The sequence below is a fragment of the Streptomyces sp. NPDC059582 genome, from assembly GCF_042735715.1.
Taxonomy (GTDB): domain Bacteria; phylum Actinomycetota; class Actinomycetes; order Streptomycetales; family Streptomycetaceae; genus Streptomyces.
On the sequence record NZ_JBHWCC010000060.1, the window covers coordinates 1 to 20336 of the forward strand.

The 20336-nt window shown below is 69.1% G+C and carries 17 protein-coding genes and 1 pseudogene; 5 read left to right on the top strand and 13 right to left on the bottom strand.

The window, feature by feature from the left end; translation table 11 throughout:
• Positions 1–116 precede the first annotated feature (116 nt).
• The 4 genes from ACFV0T_RS35300 to ACFV0T_RS35315 form a co-directional block, all read right to left on the bottom strand.
• Positions 117–716: a CGNR zinc finger domain-containing protein gene (locus ACFV0T_RS35300; RefSeq protein ID WP_385788541.1), complete on the bottom strand. Its 600-nt coding sequence runs from the start codon at positions 714–716 to the stop codon at positions 117–119.
• 82 nt (positions 717–798) lie between these two features.
• Positions 799–1587: an enoyl-CoA hydratase/isomerase family protein gene (locus ACFV0T_RS35305; RefSeq protein WP_385788544.1), complete on the bottom strand. Its 789-nt coding sequence runs from the start codon at positions 1585–1587 to the stop codon at positions 799–801.
• Positions 1588–1626: 39 nt separating this feature from the next.
• Positions 1627–2832, bottom strand: a complete 1206-nt coding sequence (locus ACFV0T_RS35310; protein ID WP_385788547.1) for an alpha/beta fold hydrolase — start codon at positions 2830–2832, stop codon at positions 1627–1629.
• Positions 2829–3551 carry a flavin reductase family protein gene (locus ACFV0T_RS35315; RefSeq protein ID WP_385788550.1) on the bottom strand — a complete coding sequence of 241 codons (723 nt, stop codon included), beginning with the start codon at positions 3549–3551 and terminating at the stop codon, positions 2829–2831. Before ACFV0T_RS35315 ends, ACFV0T_RS35310 begins: the two co-directional genes overlap by 4 nt.
• A gap of 295 nt (positions 3552–3846) precedes the next feature.
• On the opposite strand from ACFV0T_RS35315, the gene ACFV0T_RS35320 reads away from it, so the two are divergent.
• From ACFV0T_RS35320 to ACFV0T_RS35330, 3 genes are all read left to right on the top strand, one after another.
• Positions 3847–4737 carry an alpha/beta hydrolase gene (locus ACFV0T_RS35320; RefSeq protein ID WP_385788552.1) on the top strand — a complete coding sequence of 297 codons (891 nt, stop codon included), beginning with the start codon at positions 3847–3849 and terminating at the stop codon, positions 4735–4737.
• 716 nt (positions 4738–5453) lie between these two features.
• On the top strand, positions 5454–5801 hold the full coding sequence (locus tag ACFV0T_RS35325; protein ID WP_385788555.1) for a hypothetical protein: 348 nt from the start codon (positions 5454–5456) through the stop codon (positions 5799–5801).
• A 688-nt stretch (positions 5802–6489) separates the two neighbouring features.
• Positions 6490–7020, top strand: coding sequence for a DUF6985 domain-containing protein (locus ACFV0T_RS35330; protein ID WP_385788558.1), 531 nt, complete (start codon positions 6490–6492; stop codon positions 7018–7020).
• A 22-nt stretch (positions 7021–7042) separates the two neighbouring features.
• Here the strand turns inward: ACFV0T_RS35330 and ACFV0T_RS35335 are convergent, their stop codons facing one another.
• The 3 genes and pseudogenes from ACFV0T_RS35335 to ACFV0T_RS35345 all read right to left on the bottom strand — a co-directional run.
• Complete coding sequence (locus ACFV0T_RS35335; protein WP_385788561.1) at positions 7043–8410, bottom strand: DUF6262 family protein; 1368 nt, start codon at positions 8408–8410, stop codon at positions 7043–7045.
• Positions 8407–9471 carry a tyrosine-type recombinase/integrase gene (locus ACFV0T_RS35340; protein ID WP_385788633.1) on the bottom strand — a complete coding sequence of 355 codons (1065 nt, stop codon included), beginning with the start codon at positions 9469–9471 and terminating at the stop codon, positions 8407–8409. Before ACFV0T_RS35340 ends, ACFV0T_RS35335 begins: the two co-directional genes overlap by 4 nt.
• Positions 9472–9759: 288 nt before the next feature.
• A pseudogene (locus ACFV0T_RS35345) lies at positions 9760–10103 on the bottom strand (IS21 family transposase); the annotation flags it as partial.
• 106 nt (positions 10104–10209) lie between these two features.
• Between ACFV0T_RS35345 and ACFV0T_RS35350 the strand changes: the two are divergent.
• Entirely contained in the window at positions 10210–10746 is a 537-nt protein-coding gene (locus ACFV0T_RS35350) for a phosphate-starvation-inducible PsiE family protein (RefSeq protein ID WP_385788564.1), read from the top strand.
• On the opposite strand, the gene ACFV0T_RS35355 is transcribed toward ACFV0T_RS35350, so the two are convergent.
• From ACFV0T_RS35355 to ACFV0T_RS35370, 4 genes are all read right to left on the bottom strand, one after another.
• Positions 10720–12894 (bottom strand): FUSC family protein, encoded by a 2175-nt coding sequence (locus ACFV0T_RS35355; protein WP_385788567.1) that lies wholly within the window; start codon positions 12892–12894, stop codon positions 10720–10722. The genes ACFV0T_RS35350 and ACFV0T_RS35355 overlap by 27 nt on opposite strands.
• Before the next feature lie 299 nt (positions 12895–13193).
• A complete protein-coding gene (locus ACFV0T_RS35360) occupies positions 13194–14369 on the bottom strand; it encodes a glutathione-independent formaldehyde dehydrogenase (RefSeq protein WP_385788570.1) in 1176 nt (391 codons plus the stop codon).
• A gap of 290 nt (positions 14370–14659) precedes the next feature.
• Positions 14660–15793 (bottom strand): hypothetical protein, encoded by a 1134-nt coding sequence (locus ACFV0T_RS35365; RefSeq protein WP_385788572.1) that lies wholly within the window; start codon positions 15791–15793, stop codon positions 14660–14662.
• A 321-nt stretch (positions 15794–16114) separates the two neighbouring features.
• A complete protein-coding gene (locus tag ACFV0T_RS35370; RefSeq protein ID WP_385788574.1) occupies positions 16115–16606 on the bottom strand; it encodes a hypothetical protein in 492 nt (163 codons plus the stop codon).
• On the opposite strand from ACFV0T_RS35370, the gene uvrA reads away from it, so the two are divergent.
• Positions 16599–19085 carry an excinuclease ABC subunit UvrA gene (gene uvrA / locus ACFV0T_RS35375; protein ID WP_385788576.1) on the top strand — a complete coding sequence of 829 codons (2487 nt, stop codon included), beginning with the start codon at positions 16599–16601 and terminating at the stop codon, positions 19083–19085. The genes ACFV0T_RS35370 and uvrA overlap by 8 nt on opposite strands.
• A 126-nt stretch (positions 19086–19211) precedes the next feature.
• Here the strand turns inward: uvrA and ACFV0T_RS35380 are convergent, their stop codons facing one another.
• Entirely contained in the window at positions 19212–19778 is a 567-nt protein-coding gene (locus ACFV0T_RS35380; protein ID WP_385788578.1) for a type 1 glutamine amidotransferase domain-containing protein, read from the bottom strand.
• An 80-nt stretch (positions 19779–19858) separates the two neighbouring features.
• Positions 19859–20308 carry a DUF1931 family protein gene (locus ACFV0T_RS35385; protein WP_385788580.1) on the bottom strand — a complete coding sequence of 150 codons (450 nt, stop codon included), beginning with the start codon at positions 20306–20308 and terminating at the stop codon, positions 19859–19861.
• Between the last annotated feature and the right edge of the window lie 28 nt (positions 20309–20336).

Sequence of the window (20336 nt, forward strand, 5' to 3'; positions counted from 1 at the left end):
CGTCCAGCGTCTCGCGCCGGTTGGTGCCGAGCCAGGCGCCGGGCTCCAGGCGCCCCCTTGCGGATGCCGGCCGTCGCGCCCGAAAGCACAGCAGAGCCGCCCGGGGGCGGCTCTGCTCAGTGCAACGGGGTCTTCTGCGCCCGTTTGCGGGCCCGGTAGGCCCGCACGTTCTCGGCGTTCCCGCACGCCGTGACGTCGTGCCAGACGCGCGAGCAGTTCTTGGACCGGTCGTAGAACGCGCCCTGGCAGCGAGGGTTCGCGCACACCTTCACCCGTTTGAAAGTGTCGCGATAGGACGCGGCAAGCAGCTGAATGAGCGCGTAGGTGCGCAGGGCCTCGACTCCGCCCTGACCGGGTGCGATCGCCGGCCCGGCAGCGGTGACGGTCACCGAGGTGCGTGCCACGATCGCCTGCTGCCCGTTCGGCGCCTCCCCGGCAAGTACCCGGCGCAGCTGGTCGCGCAGCATGCGCAGCCTGCGCAGGCCTCGATCGTCGAGCGCGACGTCTTCCGCGGGAGCCTGCGGGTCGGCGTCCCGCAACGCCTTCAACGACGCGTCAAGCCATGCCTGCGCCGTTTCCACGTCGGACAGCAGGTCCGGCTCGGGCGGCTTGCCGTGGCTGGCCGTGCTGAGCAGGTCCACGACGAAGCCGAGGCCGCCGGGGGCGGCGTCCTCCGCTTCGGCGTAGCGAATACTCGCGGGCCACCGTGCCGTCATTCCGCTCCCCTTCGTCCTACCGGCAGACCTGTGCTGCTGTAAGAGTCTATCGGAGTTATGTTCTTGCAGGTCGCCGGCCCGTTCAGCGGCCCTGGAAGTCGAAACGCGGCCGAGGGCGGCCTGCCAGGTAGGCCTCGACCGACGCCGGCAGCGCCGTGCTGACGTCCTGGGTGCCGAACAGCGGCATGGCGATGTCGAACATCGCGTCGTCGGCGGCCCGTGACCCGCCCGACTCCCAAAGCCTCAGCAGTGCCTTGTGGGCGGCGTGCGCGCGCGTGGGACCGGAGGCGACGGACCGTGCGAACGACCGCGCCCGTTCCACTGTGTCGGTGTCCGGCACGATGTGGTTGATGACGCCCGCCGCCGCCATCACCTCGGCCGGGACCTGCTCGGAGGTCAGGGCCCACTCGTACGCTCGCGCTCGGCCGGCGCGGGCGGCCACGCGGTAGATCCCCCCGAGGAGGGTGACGATCGCGATGCTCTGCTCGGGGTGTCCGAACCTGGCCGACTGTCCGGCGAAGACCACGTCGGCCCGCAGCGCGAGCTCGAATCCTCCTCCGAAGCACAGGCCGTTGACGGCGGCGACGACCGGGACGGGGACCTGCTCGAGGCGATTGAAGGCGGACATGTAGCTCTCGAACCGGGCGCGCAGTTCCCCGCTCCCGAGCTGCGGCCACTGCACGATGTCGCCGCCGAAGCTGAAGTCCTCGCCGGCCGCGTGTATCAGGATCGCACGAGCGCCCGCTTCTTCCGCCTTGCCGACCGCGGCCAGCAGTTCCTCCGACATCTGGTCGTCGATGCGGTTCTGCGGCGGGTGGTCGAGGGTGAACTCGGCGACGGAGTCGTGGATGGAGAAATGCAGGTGAGGCATCCGGTGCTACCTTTTGTCGTCCTTGGTAGGTGTGTTGTCTCAGCCCTGGTGCGGGTACTGAGCGCCGTGGAAGTGGTCGGCCGGAATCACGCCGGTGAGCAGATCGCGAAGCGCGCCGGAGAACCGGAGGGCGGCGGTCAGCGGGCGATGGTGGATCGCCGCAGAAGCGATCTTCCCGTCGGTGTCGCGGCGGAGCACGGTGACACCTGCGATCTCCACGCCGCCGAAGGCCGTTGCCCGCCACTGGAGATAGCTGGTCGGGCCGTCGGTGGTCTCTTCGGTGAACTCCAGCGACTCATAAAGCGAGCTGGCCGCTGCGAGCGCCGGCGCGACGAGCGCCTTTCCTCGGATCGGCTTGGTCAGAACGGCGGCCTCGAGCACAATGTCCTCGGCGAAACCGTCCGCGAAGCTGTTCTCCGATTTGTCGGCGAATCCCGTCTGCCACCCGCGCGTCGCGATCCCCGCTACGGCCTTGTCCGTGAAGTCGAGGATCGCGGAGGCGGCGATCGCCGGCTGTTCGACGTGGAGCCAGTGGCCGCCGCCGTCGACCACCTGAACGTCGGCCTGCCCGAACCGGGAGCCGATCGCCTCGACCAGTTCCTGGTTGGCGAATCCGTCGGCCCCGCCGCGAAGGAGGAGGACCGGCCCGGTGTAGCGGCTCGGAGTGGGAGCGTCGTCGACGCCTTGGTTCCAGATGTCCACGTATCGCGCCACGACGTCAGGGGCGACAGCGCCGCCGGCGCGCTCGAGCCGGTCGAGTTCCCGCTCACCCAGCGCGGGTGACAATTGCGAACGCACCGCACGCTGAGCGTTCACTTGCCCCCCGAGCGCCCGGAACGGGGCGACGACCTCGTCGGGCAGCCGAGTGCCGCCGAGCGGAACAGGCGTCAGGAGCACAAGGCCGCGGACCTTGTCGGCATGGCGTACCGCCACCAGTTCGGCGACCTGCGAGCCCATGCTCTGCCCGGCCACGATCACGGGCGCATCGATCTGCTGGAGCAGCGCACCGGCCTCGGCCGCGAACCCCTCGAGCGACAGATCCCGGGGGTCGGCGGCGCCACCGGCGCGTGCCCCTGAGCCGGGCAGGTCGTACCTGACGGTCGCGACCTTGCCGTCGAGCGCGTCCACGACCCCGTCCCAGACTTGCGTGTCGTCGAGGAATCCGTGAATCAGCAACACGGTCGCAGCGCCGGCCTGACGGGCCGGGGTCCGGGTGATGGGGATGCCCCCGGGTGTGGTGGTCATGCCGTTTCCGTCCTCGTCGAGCCGGAGGCCGACCATTCGGCCGTGTCAATGGGTGAGTAGTCGGTGGCACGCTCATCGAGCCGCCGGCTGCGCTGCACGCGGAGTTGTTCAACGAGCTCCTGCGGCAACGGGGTGGTGAAGACGTTGTCGACGAGGGAGTACTCGGCGGCGAGCCGCCCGACCGCCCCGAGGGCGCCGACGTCGATTCTTCCGTTGTCGAGATACACCTCGTCGCGGATGTGGAAGCGCTCGACGCGCCCCCACACGACGTGGTCGGGCAACGGGGGCATCGCGATGATGCGGTCGACGACGCACTCCATGGAGATCGGCGCATCCAGGATGCGCGGCGCCGACACGATGTCGCAGGCGCCCTTGCGTAGGCCGAGCGCCTCGAATTCGTCGACATCACTGTCGAACTCGAAGGCGGACCGGTGAAGGCTGTCGGCCTGGTCGATCGTTGCCATGTTGACCACGAACTCGCCGGTGTCGCGGATGTTGACGAAGGTGTCCTTGAGGGTCACCCCGTCCGCCCGGGGCTGCAGGGAGATCGAGACGACCGGGGGAAGCCGGCCGACCACGGTGAAGAACGAGACCGGGGCGATGTTGCCGGTGCCCTGGCTCGACTGTGTGCTGACCCATGCGATCGCCCTCGGCAACACGCTGCCGATCAGCAGCTTGTAACTGGAGGTCGGGTCGAGATCAGCGGCATTGATGATCATGACGTTCCCCTTCGGGAGCCGAACTGAGAGTCACAAGCATATGGAGATCACCTATGTCGTCAACCCTGCCGGCGGGGGATGCTCTTGTCAGAGGTATAGCTCTATTGCCTGTGACTTTCCGATGTTAGGCTCACCGCCCGTCAAGGCAACGGCCAGCCGGGGTCATCGACCTCGTCCGCCTGATCCGTACAGGTGGACGCCGCACGCACGGCGTGCCGGGCCTGCGAGCCCCCACTGCGGCCGCGGAGCCCAACACGGCGGGCTTTGCGGCAGGCCGGCAAGAAAGGGAGTACCTGTGGTTGAGCGGCGCGATGTCGAGTTCACCGCCGATGGCGGAGTCGTCCTGCGGGGCTGGTACTTCGTCCCCGACACACCCGGCCGGCACCCGGCGATCTCCATGGCGCACGGCTACGCCGGGGTCAAGGAGCATGCGCTCGAAGGCTTCGCCCGGTGCTTCGCCGAGGCCGGGTTCGCGGTGCTCGTCCACGACCACCGGGGCTTCGGCGCCAGCGCCGGCGAGCCGCGCCACGACGTCAACCCCTGGCAGCAGGCGGAGGACTGGCGCCGGGCCATCTCCTTCCTGGAGGCGCAGCCGGAGGTGGACCCCTCCCGGCTCGGAGTCTGGGGAAGCAGCTACGCCGGCGGCCACGCCATCGTGCTCGGCGCGACCGACCACCGCTTGTCCGCCGTGGTGGCGCAGGTACCCAACATCAGCGGCTACCTCCAGGCCCTGCGACGCGTGCCCCCGCACCTGGTACCGGCCCTCGAGGCGGGCTTCGCCGACGCCGAACGCCGCGCGGCACGCGGCGAACCGCTGGAATACCAGCACGTGGTGAGCGCCGACCCGGGCGTGAAGGCGTCCTACACCTCGGCGGACGCGATCGAGTTCTACCTGCAGGCCCCAGCGGAAGACACCTGGGAGAACCGGGTCACCGTGCGCTCGACCCGCTGGGCGCGGATGTACGAGCCGGGGCAGCTCATTCAGCGCGTCTCGCCCAGGCCGCTGCTGATGATCGTCGCCGAGTCGGACCACCTGACCGTGACCGATGTCGCGCTCGAGGCCTACGAACGGGCACTGGAACCGAAACGACTCGTCCTGATTCCGGGCGGGCACTTCGACCCGTACGACCGGCAGTTCGAGCGGGCCAGCAGCGCCGCCCTCGAATGGTTCCAGCAGCACCTGTGACGCTCCGCGTCCCCGCGCCGCCGGTGCGCTCCGCGGCGCTGCCGACGGCACGGGGAACCGCGCCTGACCATGACCGTGCCGATGCCGAGTGCGGCCGGTGACGACCGCGGTGGCCGCGGCTGATCGAGGCAGGCATCGTCGCGGACAGCACCACCGGCGTACGCAGACTCCCCAGCCAGCCCAGAAGCCACTGCAGTTGCACGTGGCTGTGGGGGGTCAGAGCGTGCGCTTCGTCGACCACAACGGTCGTGCCTGACAAGGCCGGCAACCGCAAGGCGCTGAGAGGAACAGGCGGAACCGCCATCTGTGCCTGATCAACAGTCGCAGCGCTCTCATTGTCAGCATCGAAGAGGCGGATGCGGTGATCACCTGGGATCCGCTGCCGGCTCAGTTCGCCGAAACCACGCAGCCTTCACCGGCGACGACTTGGCGAGGCAGGCGGATGAAGAACGCTCACCGATCATCAGGCGGCCCGTGGTTCTTGATCTTCTTCCCTGGACGTGTGGAATGATCGTTCAAGGGCTGTCCCCGTAATCAGCTGGGTTCGATGCCGACCGACCGTAGGTTACGACTTGGTGTGCGATTGGGGTCGGCCGTCCGTAGTGGAGGATGCCCCTATGCATACTCTTTGCGATCAACCCGAAGTCCGTCGGGTCTCGCTGGGCGAGTACCCCCTGTGGGACGAGGCTCTAGCGCTCCTCAACCGGGACTTGGCAGTGACTCTTCCTGAGCAGGGACCTCTGCAACTGTTGGCCCAGCCTTCCTACGAGGCGGGCGAGCCGGAGTATGTCTACGTCGCCCTGGCCAACGGCGAGTGGCACGGCAGTCATCTGTACCCAAAGACGGCAGAAGATCCTGCTCATGCCTTGGCGATCGTCGCCGACGCCGCGCAGGATACTGTCGCTGAGCGTCTGTGGCAGGCGTGGCCCCTATGCGTCGAACACAACCTGGGCATGCATACGCGCGAGGTGGAGGGGCTGCTCTCCTGGTGGTGCGCCGGGAGGCGGCCGGGGGGCGGGCCGGGCCACATCCGTGCGGCCGTGGGCGCGCTCGACACCTTCTGACTGAGCCGCGCGCATCGCCGCAACCGCAAGCGGTGGAGAGCAGACTGACGTCATGGTGCGTGGCAGTCGCAGTGGGTGCGCCGGGACGTGAAGGGGGCCGCGCGGGTTGGGTGTTGATGTGACGCAACACCTTGGCCGCACTGCCTTGTCCCAACCCGTCTTCACCGGCCTTCAGTACCGTCGACTCGGTGCGTTGATCGGCGAGTTGGCTCATGCGTGGATGGCCTCCGAGGAGGGTCGACTGCACAACCGCAGGGGTCGTGCCCGTCTGCGGGCAGCCGGGGTCGGCCCGAACCACCAACTGGCGTTCACCGACCGGATCATCGCCAACCTGGTCGTCCTGCGGTTACAGCTTCCTCATGCAGCTCTGGCTGGGCTCTACGGCGTGGACCGCTCCACGATCACCCGCGCGTGTCAACGCTCTCGCAGAATTGACCACCGACCAGTCCCGCAGATTTGACCCCCTGGGGTCGTAGCGTGCCTGTGCCGTCCGGGGCTCTCAATGGAAGCCCTAAGGGCTGTCCCGTAATCCCCGGTGGATCAGCGCGCGGCGTCAGATGCGGTGCATCGCAAGGCGGAGGGCCGTCCTCATACTGGGCGTATTCGGGCGATCCGACAACGCGGCGAGGTGCCGTAGCTGTCGTCGTGCGCCCGCCGGGGGTTACGGGACAGCCCTTAGAGTGCGCGCATGGAGGTCCCCGGCCTCGGCCCCGTGACAGCCGATGCTGAATCTGGCGACTACGTGAGTGCGCCACTTGCCGTTCCCGTCTTCGGTGACGCCCTGTGCCGATTCGTCGTCGCCGGCTATGACGATGACGACACGAAGGTCGACTTCGAGACGGCCATCAGCGCGTTTCGGGGGCTTGACGAGTCGGCTCTGAAGTCCGCGTCGGTGCCGGTCTTCCAGTACTACCTGGATGTAAGGGCCGAGGTGGGCGACGACGAGGGCTTCGTGTCCATCGCCAGCCCGGACGACGTCTGGTCGCATGTCCGGCCCGGAGGCGAGGTGTCGGTCCAGCGGGAGGACGCCCACGGCGACCGGCAGGTATATGTCTCCGTGGAGTGCGAGTGCGCTTGGGAGCCCGAGCACGGTCTTCAGATCGTGTTCCGCCGCGGTTGCTCGGTGTCGAAGGTGGGCCCGTTCGACAGCCACCTCACCAATGTCTCCGCCTTCGACCGCGCGGATCTCGCTGACGTCGTCTATCACCGGTTCGGCTGAGGTTCCCTGCTGATGGTCGGCCTCACCGGTTCTCTTTCGCCAGGAGCTCGCGTCGTTGGCGGGTCCGGTAGGAGTCGCCGGTGAGGGTGAGGACCTCGGCGTGGTGAACCAGGCGGTCTATCATCGCGGCCGCGACGACGCCGTCGGAGAAGGTCTCTCCCCACCGACCAAAGGGCAGGTTCGAGGTGATCATCACCGAGCCCTGCTCGTAGCGCGACGCGATGAGCTGGTAGAACAGGTTCGCTGCGTCCTGGTCGAACGGGATGTAGCCCACCTCGTCGATAATGATCAACTTGTAGCGGCGGATCTTCTTCAGCTCCCTTTCCAACCGGCCGTCCTGGTGGGCCGCGGCCAGGCGGACGATCCAGTTGCTCGAGGTGTCGAACAGGACCGAGTAGCCTGCGTGGGCGGCCTTGACGCCCAGCCCGATGGCCAGGTGTGTCTTGCCGATCCCGCCCGTTATCCCCGGTTTGGTTTCTGTTTCTGGCTGACATTCCAGCTCAGGACACTTCTGCGATCGATGGAGTGTGAGAAGCAGTCCGTGCCTGGGCGGTAGTGATAGACAGTCGCTGTGGCGACGTTCATGGTGATGGTCGGTGGAGACGCGGGTGGCTGGCAGGTCGATCGTGACGCTCTGACCGCGGCGATCCGAGCCGGGTGGGCTGCTGTCGAGATCGATGCGACACCTCGCAGCGAGGCACGGAGTTTTTGCTGGTCCTTCGAGGCGCAAGACGGCGCCGGTGAGGCATATCTGCATCAGGACGGGACGTGTCTGTACTTGGATGTCCCGGAGGCTGACGCTGTGAGGTTGGCGGCGGTGTTCCGCAGGCTCGCTCCGGCGGGCTTTGACCTGGTGTATTGCGACGAGGGCTATAACTTCGACGTCCGGCTGTGCTCCGGGAGCACGGATGCCGAGCTCATCGGCCTGATGACCGCTGGGTGAGGTCAGCAGGGTCCGATGACTCGGGCTTGTGGCGGTGGGGTGTCTCCGCCGCGGCGGGCGAGTTCGCGGCGGAGGTCGAGATTCTCGCCGTGTGCCTGCTCCAGGGCGTCCCGCAGCCTGTAGTTCCTCTCCGTGCTGCTTCTTGAGGCGGGTGATCTGGCCGGTCAGCGCGAGGACGAGGGTGCTCTGCTCGTCGGCCGGAGCGGCCGGTGTGGGGGCGGGACGGGCTTGGGCCCGGAGTCGTTCGATACGTCCTCGCAGGTCGGGGTGGTTATAGAGGAAGGCGTGGGAGACGCCGGCCTCGCGCTGGACGGCCTGGAAGGTGATCGGCTCACTCCGTTTGACCAGGGTGCGGATTGCCTTCTCTGCCGCGTCGGTCTTGGCCTGGCACTTGGCCTGCGCGGCGGCAAGGGTCTGGGTGCGCTTGGCGCGAGCGTCGTCGGTCATGGCCGGATCCTTCGGTGACGGTCGAGGTCGAGAGTGAGAGGGACGGGGCCGGTGGGGGCGGCGCCGCAGCCGGCGCCTTGGACCGCGCGTCCCGGCTTGGAGTGGATGGTGTCCAGCAGCTTCGTGAGGGCCGCGTGTTCGGCTCTGCGTTGCATCAGCCAGACGTTGTCCTCGGGCATCGGGCGGCCGTGCCGTTCCTGGAACGCGGTGGTGCTGCGGTTGATCAGGGCTTCGGTCTCGGCCAACTGCCGCTGAAGTGCGGTCTGGTGGGAGGCGTCGGTGACGAAGACCGAGCAGGTCAGGCAGGCGTTTCCCCTGTCGCAGGTCGGCAGGGGCGGCAGCAGGCACCAGCCGTGGGGCAGGAACCGGTCGGCGCGGTCGAACAAGTGGAGGCTGTCGTGGTCGTCGCGAGAGAAGGCCACCTGGGTGCCGTCTGCGCGGAGTTTCGCGGTGGCCAGGAACGCCTGCTCGGCATGCTCCTGGCGGGCGGCGACGTAGTGCATCGTCATCGACGGGGTGGCGTGTCCGGCGTAGCGCATCAACACGTGGACGGGTAGGCCGAGTTCGGCGAGTCGGGTCAGCTTGGTGTGGCGGAAGCGGTGGGTGTGGCTGAGCCCGACCAGCTTGCCCTTGCTGTCGGTGATCTTCACGAGCTTGCTGAACTCGCGGAGCATCCAGTTGTAGGTGCCCGAAGGGTAGGGCTTGTCGCCCTGGCGGTTGCCGGTCCGCTGCAGGAAAAGGTGGCGCGGGGTGATGCCGGGGAAGTGGGCGCGGACCCAGTGTCGTTGTTCCTCGATGACCGCAACGACCTCGGCGTCGACGAGGATGTTGTCCGGCGCGATGTCGATCTTGCTCTGTGCGTAGTGGAAGCGGGCGATCTGTTCGCCCTCGGCGGCGTCGACGCCCCGTTCGGGGACTGGGGAGAGGCAGTCGAAGCGGCTGGTGCGGATCTCGCTGGACCGCCGTCCGGTGAGGATCTGCAGCAGGATCATGCGCATGGCCTGCGGGTCATCGAAGCCGTCGACGGTGACCTGCTGCCCGTCGCCGCGGGTGACCAGCATCTGCTCATCGCGGCCGAGGCCGAGCAGAGGCAGTGCGGCGGGAATCTGGGCGAGCGCGTGGTCGTCGACGTAGTGCTCGTCACTGAGTTCCCGCTGGTGCGGAATGCGGGAGACCTGGCGGGACCAGCCGGCCGCATGCGCGTCGGTGACCCGGGACCACGGATGGGGCCCGAGGATCTGGCGGGCCTCGGCAGGGTTGGCGGCGACGAACGCGAAGAGTTCGGCGCCGGCCCGCAGGTCGTCGTTGACCAGGCGGAGGTGGACGGGCTGCCCGGTGAACCGCGCCTGCTCGGGATCCCGTGGCGGGGCGAGCCGATCTGGGTGGCCAGGGTGCCGGCGAAGGCCGCGGCCGGGGCGGTGACCTTCCCGGTGCCGCCGATCGCGGCCTCCCGGTCCCAGACCAGCGTCTTCGGCACTCGGCCGATGCCGTGGATCAGGGACCACATACCCGACAGGATGTCGCCGGCCTGCCGGGACGGGATCATCACCGCGGACAGGAACCGGGAGAACTCAAGCGTCATGACCAGCACCGGCAGGATCCGCTGCTGTCCGGCTCCGACCTGCACCTTCGTCTCTGGGAACCACAGATCGCACTGGGCGATCCGGCCGGGCTCGGAGACGACCCGGTCGACAACGGCACCTTCTACGACCCGCAACCCACCCCATCAGCTTGACCAAACCCGTAGGGGCACCCCCATTCGGCAGCACGCCGCGCCTGCGGGCCGGAGAACCCCTAGCATGCTGACTGTGCGACCCATTCTCCCGAAGATCGAGGGCGGCCGCGTACAGGGCCTCCTGCAGCTCATCGAGGACGGCATCCATCTCGTCGTCGCGGCGCTCCTCGTACTGCTCGCGGGGCTCCTGACCGTCGGGGTCGTCCACGACGTCGTCAGGTCGATCCAGGGGCCGTACCGCGAGGAGACGGTCGTTCTCTCCGCCCTGGACAACAGCCTTGTGCTGTTCATCGTGGCGGAACTGCTCCACACCGTCCGCCTCACCATCAGGAACCAGACCCTCGACGCGGAGCCGTTCCTCGTCGTCGGCCTTGTTGCCGGCATCCGCAAGGTGCTCATCGTGACGGCCGAGGCGGAGAAGTCCTTCCGGTGGAACGTCGAGGGCATCGAACTGCTTATCCTCGCGGGTCTGATCCTCGTGATGGCGACAGCGGCGTACGTGTGGCGGCGTTCGACGCGGCCGGGAGACTACTTCCCGCTCCAGGAGGCGCGGCGCTCCCCGCCGCCAGCGCCGTCACCGACCCCGGTGCGCGGGCCCTGATCCGTCGTCTTCCGCCGCCGCGGCCGCCCGCACCCGCTGCTCCTCGCGAGCAGAGCCGACGTCCCGTTCCAGGGGTGTGTGGCTCACGGCGGTCGCGAGGTCTTCCAAGGCCCGCTTCTGCAGTTCCGCCCCGCGCCGCACCACCCGGCTCCGGTCCCCGTCGGCGCCCTCCCACGCGTGGAGCGCCTCCTCCACGCGCCCCCAGTCCGGATTTCTGTGCTCGCGCACGTCGAGTGCCGCCTGCGCGGTGTCCGCCTCCAGGGCCTCGGCGAACCGCTCCGCCTCGGGGACGAAACGGCTGTCGGCCCGCGGGACGTGGCTCTCCATGAGCATCGCCGCCCGACCGAACCCCTTGAGCGCCTCCTGCGCCTCCTGCGCCTCGCGCGACGTCAGACCCCTGGGGCGGACCGGTTCCTGCCTTGCCTGGTCGTATGCCTCATGCCAGGCGGCACGTGCCTCCCTGCTCGCCAGCAGTGCCCTGCGCATATCGGCGTGATGGTCCCGGGTCGGTTCGGCGTAGTTGCGGAGCACCGCGGCCGCGTAGCGGCCGTTGGCGGCGAGCCAGTCCGCTAGCCGGCCCGGCAGCCGGGGTGTCTCCCACGCGGGAAACACCACGTAGGCCAGCATTGCCAGGGCCCCGCCGAGCAGGGTGAGCACCACCCGCTCCGGGACCGTCTGCTCCCACGCCTGGCCGCTCATGCCGAGCAGGAAGACGACGTACGCGGCGGTGAAGCACTGGGAGTAGGCGTAGCCGGTACGGTTCAGCGTGTACGACAGGCCCGCCGAGACCACCGCCAGCGCGCCGAACACATGGGCATCCGGGCCCAGGGCCCGCACCATCCCGGTGGCGAGCGCGACCCCCGCCAGGGTCCCGGCGAGACGGGCCACCGCGCGCGCGTACGTCCGGTGGAAGTCCGGCCGCATCACCATCACCGACGTGATGGGCGCCCAGTAGCCGTGGCCCAGGGGGAGCCGGGCGGCGATCAGGTAGCAGAGCGTGGCCACCGCCGCCAGGCGGACGGCGTGCCGGAGCACGGGCGAGTCCCGGCGGAGCTCACGGCGGACCGCCCGGACGACGACCGGGACCAGCCGGAACATTGTCGGGCGCACCAGGAACTGGGCGCTCGTGGAGCCGGGCGGCGTGGGCGTCCTCCCGGACGCGCTGCCGCTCCTGGCGATCTCCAACGCCTCGCCGAGCAGTTCCACGAGCTGCTCGGCGGCCTGCCGCGCGGGGCCCTCCAGCACCTCGTGTTCCTTGTCGACGCGCAGGACGTCCGTGCTCCCGGGCCGCACCTCGGCGGGAGTGCCGCGGCGGATCGAACGAGCGGCCGCATCCAGGACGTCGGCGGCCGCGTCGAGCAACTCCCGCGCGCGGTCCCGCCCGAGTCCCTCCGCCGGGGCGCCGACGTCCGGGTCGGCGAGCGCGGCGACGACCGGCCGAATGCGCTCGGCGAGTCCTCGGGGGCCGTGCAGGACGGGGGGACGGGTGCGGGCCTGTGACGGCGTCACGGCGGCCGCGTCCCGGGCCGTCATCAGCGGCTCCGGGTCGAACGGGGCGGTCGGGTCGTGCCGCAGCCGGCGGGCGTAGTCCGCCACGGCGGCCAGGGCGTCGGCGAGCGCGTCGCGATGCGCCCCCCAACGCCGGATCGGGAACAGCAAGATCAGCACGGCCTGCGCCACTCCTCCCAGTGCGATGACCCCGGCGTGCTCCAGGGCTCGCCCGACGCTCGTGGGCAAGGTGACGGTGACCAGCATGCTGCCGACGGTCGTCGCTGCGACGATCCCAGCAGTCGATCCGACGGCCCACGCCATTCCCGCGGCAAAGGCCCATACGGCCAGCAGTGGGAGGAATGTCACGAGTCGCCCCGCGGCCAGGTAGCCCACGAAGGTGCTGAGCGCCAGACCCGCGCCCGCGCCGAGCGCGATCACCTTGCGTGGACGCCAGGTGCGCTGGTAGATGGCCCCACCCGCGGAGTAGGCACCGAGGGCGGCGGACGCGGCATATGCAGGGGAGGCGAGCCACAGCGCCGGCCCGACGACGATCGCCACCCCAGCGGCCGTGCGCAGCGCGAGCAGGGGCTCCAGCCGCGTCTCGTCGATCGTGAGCCCGGATCGCACGACCTCTCCGAAGGCCCGCAGCCACGTCACGGGTGTGAGCCTAGCCGGAACACCCTGCCGGGTCGCATCGGCATGGTTGAGGTGCGGCTACCGTCGGGCGTTGAGGTGCGGCTACCGTCGGGCAGGGAAGCCTCCCACACGCCCCGCGGGCAGGCCAGCGGCCGCGCCGCTGTGCATCCACCATGGACACTCCTGAGGGTCCGCCGTCCGTCCTACCGGGCCGGAGCACGGGCAATCGCCGTTGGTCCAGGTCCGCACGCGCGGGCGATTGCCCCCAGCCCCGGCTGGAGGACGGGCGGGACGGCGGTCCCGCCCCGCCCCCGGGTCGCCTACCGCTTGTGGCCGTTCCCGTGTCCGTTCGGATGCAGGACCACCTTGGTCCAGCCCTCGTCACGTGCGTCGAAGTGCTCGTAGGCGGTGGGGGCCTCGTCCAGGCTGAGTTCGTGGGAGACGACGAAGCTCGGCTTTGCCTTTCCGCCGGCGATCAGATCTCGCAGTGCCCGGTTGTACCTCTTCACCGGCGCCTGCCCGGTGCCCATGTGCTGGCCCTTGAACCACATCATGCCGAAGTCGATCGGGACCTTGCCCTGCGCCTCCAGTTCCCCCTGGGCCTCCGCGCCGCCGGGGTCCTGGGGCAAGAACACGCCCACCACACCGATGTCGCCCGTGAACCTGACCGAGTCGATCAGTCCGTTGAGCGTGAGGCTGGCGTCCTCGTGGCCCTTGGGGTCGTGTGCCTGGTAGCCGACGCACTCACAGCCGTTGTCGGCGCCCAGACCGAGGGTGGCCTCCTTGACGACCTCGGCCGGCTTCTGCTCGGCGGTGTTGATCGGGATGGCCCCGATCTCCTCCGCCTTGCGCAGCCGGTCGGGCTGATGGTCGGCTACCCAGACGCGTCCGGCGCCCTTGAGCAGAGCGGAGTAGGTCGCCATCAGCCCGACGGGACCGGCCCCGAAGACGATGGTCTGGTCGCCCGGTTTGACGTGGGCCATCTCGGTGGCGTGATAGCCGGTGGGGAAGATGTCGGCGAGCATCACGTAGTCGGTCTGCCGCTCGGCGGCGTCCTCACCCAGACGCAGCGCGTTGAAGTCGCCGTAGGGCACGCGCAGCAGTTCCGCCTGGCCGCCCTGGTAGGGGCCCATGTCGGCGAATCCGTAAGCGGCTCCGGCGAGAGCCGGTTCCGGCTGCATGGTCAGGCAGTAGTTGGTCAGACCCCGCTCGCACTGCTTGCAGAAGCCGCAGGCGATGTTGAAGGGCAGGACCACATACTGGCCGACCTGGACCTTGCGGACGGCCGGGCCCACCTCCACGACCTGGCCCATGTTTTCGTGTCCCAGGGTGCGGCCAGTCTCGAACGAGGTGCGGCCCTCGTACATGTGCAGGTCCGAACCGCAGATGTTGGTAGTGGTGATCTTGACAATGATGTCGCAGGGGTGCTCGATTTTCGCGTCCGGTACGTCCTTTACCGTGACCGTTCGCGGACCTTCATATACCGCTGCTTTCATGATCGCTTCCTTCGGTGCCGCGGCATGACCGCAGCACGGGTGCGATGGAGACGGCGCACAGCGCATGATTCCCGGGAGTTGGTGCGACGGGGTCCATGGCTCCGACCTGCCTCTATGGTCCGTCCACCCGGTTCGAGTGGAACGGTGGTGCCGCCGTGGGCCTGTCCGGCGGCGCGTCGGCGGCGCGCCGTCCGAGTCCCCGTCGGTCCTTGACGCGAAACAACGACGCACCGACGGATCAGCGGAACCTTCATACGTGGACGACCACCAATCACCAAAGAAGCTCCGACTCAGGTCACCAACTGGTCACCGTCATCGTCCTGGAGCATGCGGCGACGTTCCTGTTCGCGCTTGGAGTAGGCGGCTGCCCGGATCGCCTCGTCGCTCTCCAAGCCCGATCCCAGCGCGCCGCCCACCGTCGCGACCGAAGCGACGAACCAGGACAACGTCCAGTACTCCGTACCGTTCAGCGGGGCTCGTGTCATGGAAGCGAACACTCGGTCGTTGAGGATGAACAGCGCCCACACCAAGTTGATGACCATCAAACCCACGTAGCAGACGAGCACCCCGATACCCACGGTCACGACCGTCGAGGCGTTGTATAGAGCCGCCCTGTTCCTCGCCTCGGGCGAAACCTCATCCGTTCGATGCCACAGGTTCGCGTCCACGATCAGCCAGCCGATCATGAGCGCGACAGACCCGACCGTGGAGATCACTAGGCGCGGCGTACTCAGGGACACGGCCAGGCTCCAGATGGTGGAGTTCACAGTGGCGACTGCTCCCGTGGCGAGTGCGGCCGCCAGGGCTTTCGACAAGCCCGGCACCAAGCGCCACGGCCGGTTGGCGCGGACCATACCGAGGAGCACCCTCAGATAACCGCGCGGCCCGCTGACGACGTACCGCAGATCGGCGGTCTCCTCCTCACCGACCTCGCCCGGGTGAATAGGCGCGAGGCGACTGACAAAGGGCCCCAGAAGCGGCTGACTCCGCGGAGGTCCCTCAGCCCCGGTGGCCTGCGGGCCCGCCAAGCTGAGCACGGCTTCTTCCACGGCCCGCCGGGCTCTCGTCTGCAGCCGGAAGCCCCCGAGCGGGGGAAGGGACAGCAACGCCAAGCCGTATTCGTGACTCAGGTCCACCACGAGCTTGCGCCCGTGTGAGTGCAGCGGAAGGTCGGTGAGGGCCACGACGATGTCCCAATTCTCCTTACTGCCACGGTCCATGATCCGCTGCATCAAGGTGGGCGGGTCCTCGGTCCCTGCGGTGAAGGGCTCGCTGACCACCTCGACGTCGTACCGTCGTCCCTGGCCTGACTTGTCGGCGAGTCGATCAGGAAGTATCCGGGCCATGCGCTGCGCGATCTCCGTCGGCGCATCCGGATCCGCCAGAAGAGCCACGACCGTAACGCCCTGAGACGACACCCGCATGACTCCTTCTCGTCGCTGCCCCGCGATCGCCCGTGCCCACAGGATGCCCCCGAGATATCGCCGACGCCGCGTGACACGCTGGCCCCTGCCAGCAGGTGCTGGCGGTACGGTCAGATCCCCTCGTCCACCCCGTGCAGGGCCTGCTCAACCACCGGGCCACGGTTGCGTGCGCCACCGCGAACACCAGCTCCGCGCCACCCCGGTCGGCACCGCGACAGGATCGATCGGCAGCAGGCCCGCCTCCTGTTCAACCTCGTCACCGTGATCACCTTGTTCATAGGCATCACTGCCTCTACGTCGCGCTGTTCCTGCTCGTCCATGTCACGCGGCGTTCCTGCCGAGTGCCTCTCTACGTCCGGCACCGGGGGCCGCCGAGGCCACCCCTTTGGCCGAGCGGCTCCTGACGTCGCCGGCGGCGAAGACCCCGGTGGGGGTGGTCTCCAGCAGCAACGCCACCTTGTCGGCATCCGCCAACAGCGGAGTGCCCGCCGCCCAAAGGCTGTTGGAGAAGGCTTGGCCCCAGTGGCTTCGTCCGCTGCCGGCACTCGAAGCGGCCCCGCGGCGGCTGGCGGACACCGAACGAATGTGGATCGTGGACGGCACCCTGATCCCGGTCCACGACCGGAAGGTCGGCGCCTCGTCCCGCACTACCGGTTCTCGGCGAACGTGCCAGGTCATCATCGACGCCGATACCCGCCTGGTCGCCGCGGCGGGCCGGCCGGCACGGGCAACATGGCCGACGCCCATGAGGCCCGGTGACGGCGCCTGTCGCGCGGTTCCCGGCGCGATCAGGTAATCAGGAACGGTGAACAAGGACGCGACCGACCCCTTCGTGCATGTCCGGGGCGCCAGTGAGAACAACCTGCGGAACATCGATGTCGATGTTCCGCGGGACGCGATGGTCGCCTTCACCGGCGTCTCCGGTTCGGGCAAGTCCTCGCTCGCGTTCGGCACGCTCTACGCGGAGGCCCAGCGGCGCTACTTCGAGTCCGTAGCACCGTACGCCCGAAGGCTGTTGCAACAGGTCGGCGCACCGCACGTGCAGGAAATCACCGGACTGCCACCGGCCGTGGCCCTGCAGCAGCGACGCGGGTCGCCCAGCTCGCGCTCGACGGTCGGCACCATCACCACGCTGTCCAATCTGCTGCGCATGCTGTACTCCCGCGCCGGCACCTATCCGCCCGGGGCCGCACGGCTGGAAGCCGAGTCGTTCTCACCCAACACCGCGGCCGGCGCCTGCCCGGAGTGCCACGGACTGGGCGTCGTGCACGACGTCGCCGAGGACCTGCTCGTCCCGGACCCCTCGCTGAGCATCCGCGAGGGGGCGATCGCCGCCTGGCCGGGTGCCTGGCAGGGCGCCAACCTGCGCAGTGTCGTGAACGGCCTGGGGATCGACATCGACCGACCGTGGCGCAGGCTCAGGAAGAAGGACCGGGACTGGCTGCTGTACACGGACGAGCAGCCCTCCGTGTACATCGAGCCGGAGGAGGACCGCGTCGACTACGGCTACCAGGGCAAGTTCTGGAGCGCCCGCAAGCACGTCATGCACGTCCTCGCCGACTCCAAGAGCGAGAAGATGCGCGAACGGGCGCTCCGGTTCGTCAGGAGTGTGCCCTGCCCCGAGTGTCACGGCAGCGGACTGCGGCCCGAGGCGCTCGCCGTGACCTTCGCCGGACGTTCCATCGCCGAGATCAACGCGATGCCGCTCACCGAGGTGGTGGCGCTGCTGCGGCCCGTCGCGGGGCGGTCCGAGGCCGACGCCACCACGTCGACCGCCCGATCCGGGGAGACGACCGAGGTCGCGGTCCGGATCTGCGGCGATCTGGTCGCGCGGGTCGACGTACTGCTCGACCTGGGCCTCGGATACCTCAGCCTCGGGCGCCGCTCGACGACCCTGTCGCCCGGCGAGGCGCAGCGCCTGCGGATCGCCACCCAGCTGCGCTCGGGGCTGTTCGGCGTCGTCTACGTCCTCGACGAACCCTCCGCGGGCCTGCACCCGGCTGACGCGGAACCGCTGCTGGACGTGCTGGACCGCCTCAAGGCGGCGGGCAACTCGTTGTTTGTCGTGGAGCACGACATGGACGTCGTACGGCGGGCGGACTGGGTGGTCGACATCGGCCCCGGCGCGGGCGAGGGCGGCGGACGCGTGCTGTACAGCGGCCCGGTCGCCGGTCTCGAGCGGGTCGGGGAGTCGGCCACGAGCCAGTACCTGTTCGGCCGCGCCCAGCCGCTCGACCACCGCCCGCGCACACCGCACGGCTGGCTGCACCTTCGCGGCGTCTCCCGCCACAATCTGCACGACGTGTCCGTCGACGTCCCGCTCTGCGTACTGACGGCGGTGACGGGCGTGTCCGGTTCCGGAAAGTCGACACTGGTCACGCAGGTGCTCGCCGAGGTCGTCCGCGGCCACCTCGGACTCGTACCCGAGGAGCCCGACGAGGCGCGGCTGGAGGTCGACGTCCAGGACGCGTCGGGGGTCGAGTCGTTCGACCGGCTGGTCCTGGTCGACCAACGGCCCATCGGCCGGACTCCCCGGTCCAACCTGGCCACGTACACGGGGATGTTCGACGCGGTGCGCAAGCTGTACGCGGCGACGGACGAGGCCAGGGCGCGCGGCTACTCGGCCGGGCGGTTCTCCTTCAACGTGCCTGAAGGCCGGTGCGAGACCTGCCAGGGCGAAGGCTTCGTCGCGGTCGAACTGCTGTTCCTGCCCGGCACCTACGCGCCGTGCCCGACCTGCCAGGGCGCCCGGTACAACGCCGAAACGCTGGAAGTCACCTACCGCGGCAAGAACATCGCGGAAGTGCTGGCGCTGTCCGTCGACGCCGCCGCCGAGTTCCTGTCCGCCGTCCCGGCCGCCTCCCGCAGTCTGGAGACGCTGCGCGAGGTGGGTCTGGGGTACCTGCGGCTGGGCCAGCCCGCGACAGAACTCAGCGGTGGTGAGGCGCAACGCATCAAACTGGCCACCGAACTGCAGCGAGCCCGCCGCGGGCACGCGCTCTACCTGCTCGACGAGCCGACGGCCGGACTGCACCCCTCGGACATCGCGCTGCTGCTGCGACAGCTGCACCGGCTCGTCGACGCCGGCAACACGGTCGTCCTCGTCGAGCACGACCTGGACACGGTCGCCACCGCCGACTGGGTCATCGACCTCGGGCCGGGCGGCGGCGACGCGGGTGGGCGGGTGGTGGCCGCGGGCCCGCCGGCCAAGGTGGCGAGGGCCCGCCGCAGCGCCACCGCACCCTATCTCGCGGCCCGGCTGGCGCGCCGCCACCGGGGGAACGGATCGTAGACCCTGCCCGGCCCGTAATCGAAAGGCACGTTCCGCCAAGGAACGGCGGTGCGGCTCGCTCCGCAACCGTATGCCGTCGACCGTGCACCGCGCCTGCTCCCTACCGACTGCGACCAGGCCGCCGGGTCAGCCGGGCACGGGGTGGTGCGCCCTGGCGAACTGCTCCACGATGGCGGCGCAGAAGGCGGGCAGGTCGGCCGGGCCACGGCTGGTGATCAACTGCCCGTCGACGACGACCTCCTGGTCGGCGACGACCTCCGCGCCGGCGTTGCGCAGATCGGTGCGGATACTGGGCCAGGACGTCAGCCTGCGACCGCGCACGGCGTCAGCCTCCACCAGGGTCCACGGGCCGTGGCAGATCGATGCGACCGGTTTCCCGCTGGCCATGAAGTCCTTGACGAACCGCACCGTGTCGCGGTCCATGCGTAGCTGGTCAGGGTTCATGGTGCCGCCGGGCAGGAGCAAGGCGTCGTAGTCGTCGACGGAAGCGTCGGCGATCAGACGGTCGACGGGGAAGGTTCCGGCCGCGTTGAGGTCGAACTGCCGGGCCTGGATCTCGCCGGGGTGGAGCGAGAGGATCTCGGTCTTGGCCCCCGCACCCTGTAGCGCACCGCGCGGCAGGTCGAGTTCCACGCGCTCGACGCCGTCGGTGGCAAGAATTCCCACCCGCATCCCTTGCAGTTCCTGTGTCATGGTCGGATCCCTTCACTTTCTGGCCCACCCCCCGTCCGGCATCTCAGTTCGGTCCGGCGACATGCACCGGGGCGCGGCTCCTACAGCAGCTGGTCGAACACCGCGGTCACGCCCTCCCAGTGACTGGTCTGCGGGTTCTTGACATCCGGATACATGATTCTGAACGTCTCGGCGAGTGCGACGCTGAGACCACCGATGATCTCGGGGTAGCGCTCTTCGGTCTCCTGGGTGGGTGTCCTGTCGAGGGGAGGGTGCGCAGCGAGCTGTTCCAGGATCGGCTTCAGCTCGACCTCCTCGTCGAGCCGCCGGAACCGGTGGATGCTCTCCTGGAGGCCCTTGGTGATCGGCAGATCCCACGGTTCGACGGTATCCCTGCCGTTGGCCTTGGCCGACGCCTGGCCGACGACCAGGAGGTCGTGGAGCTTGGCGCCGACGAAGTCGCCGTACCGCTTCAGGTCGTTCTTGTCCATGTCGAGGCTTGCGGCGGCGCGGAAGAACCTCTGGAACTTCGGCACACCCATCACAGTCATGCTTCTCGCCTCCTCGCCGGGAACGGAC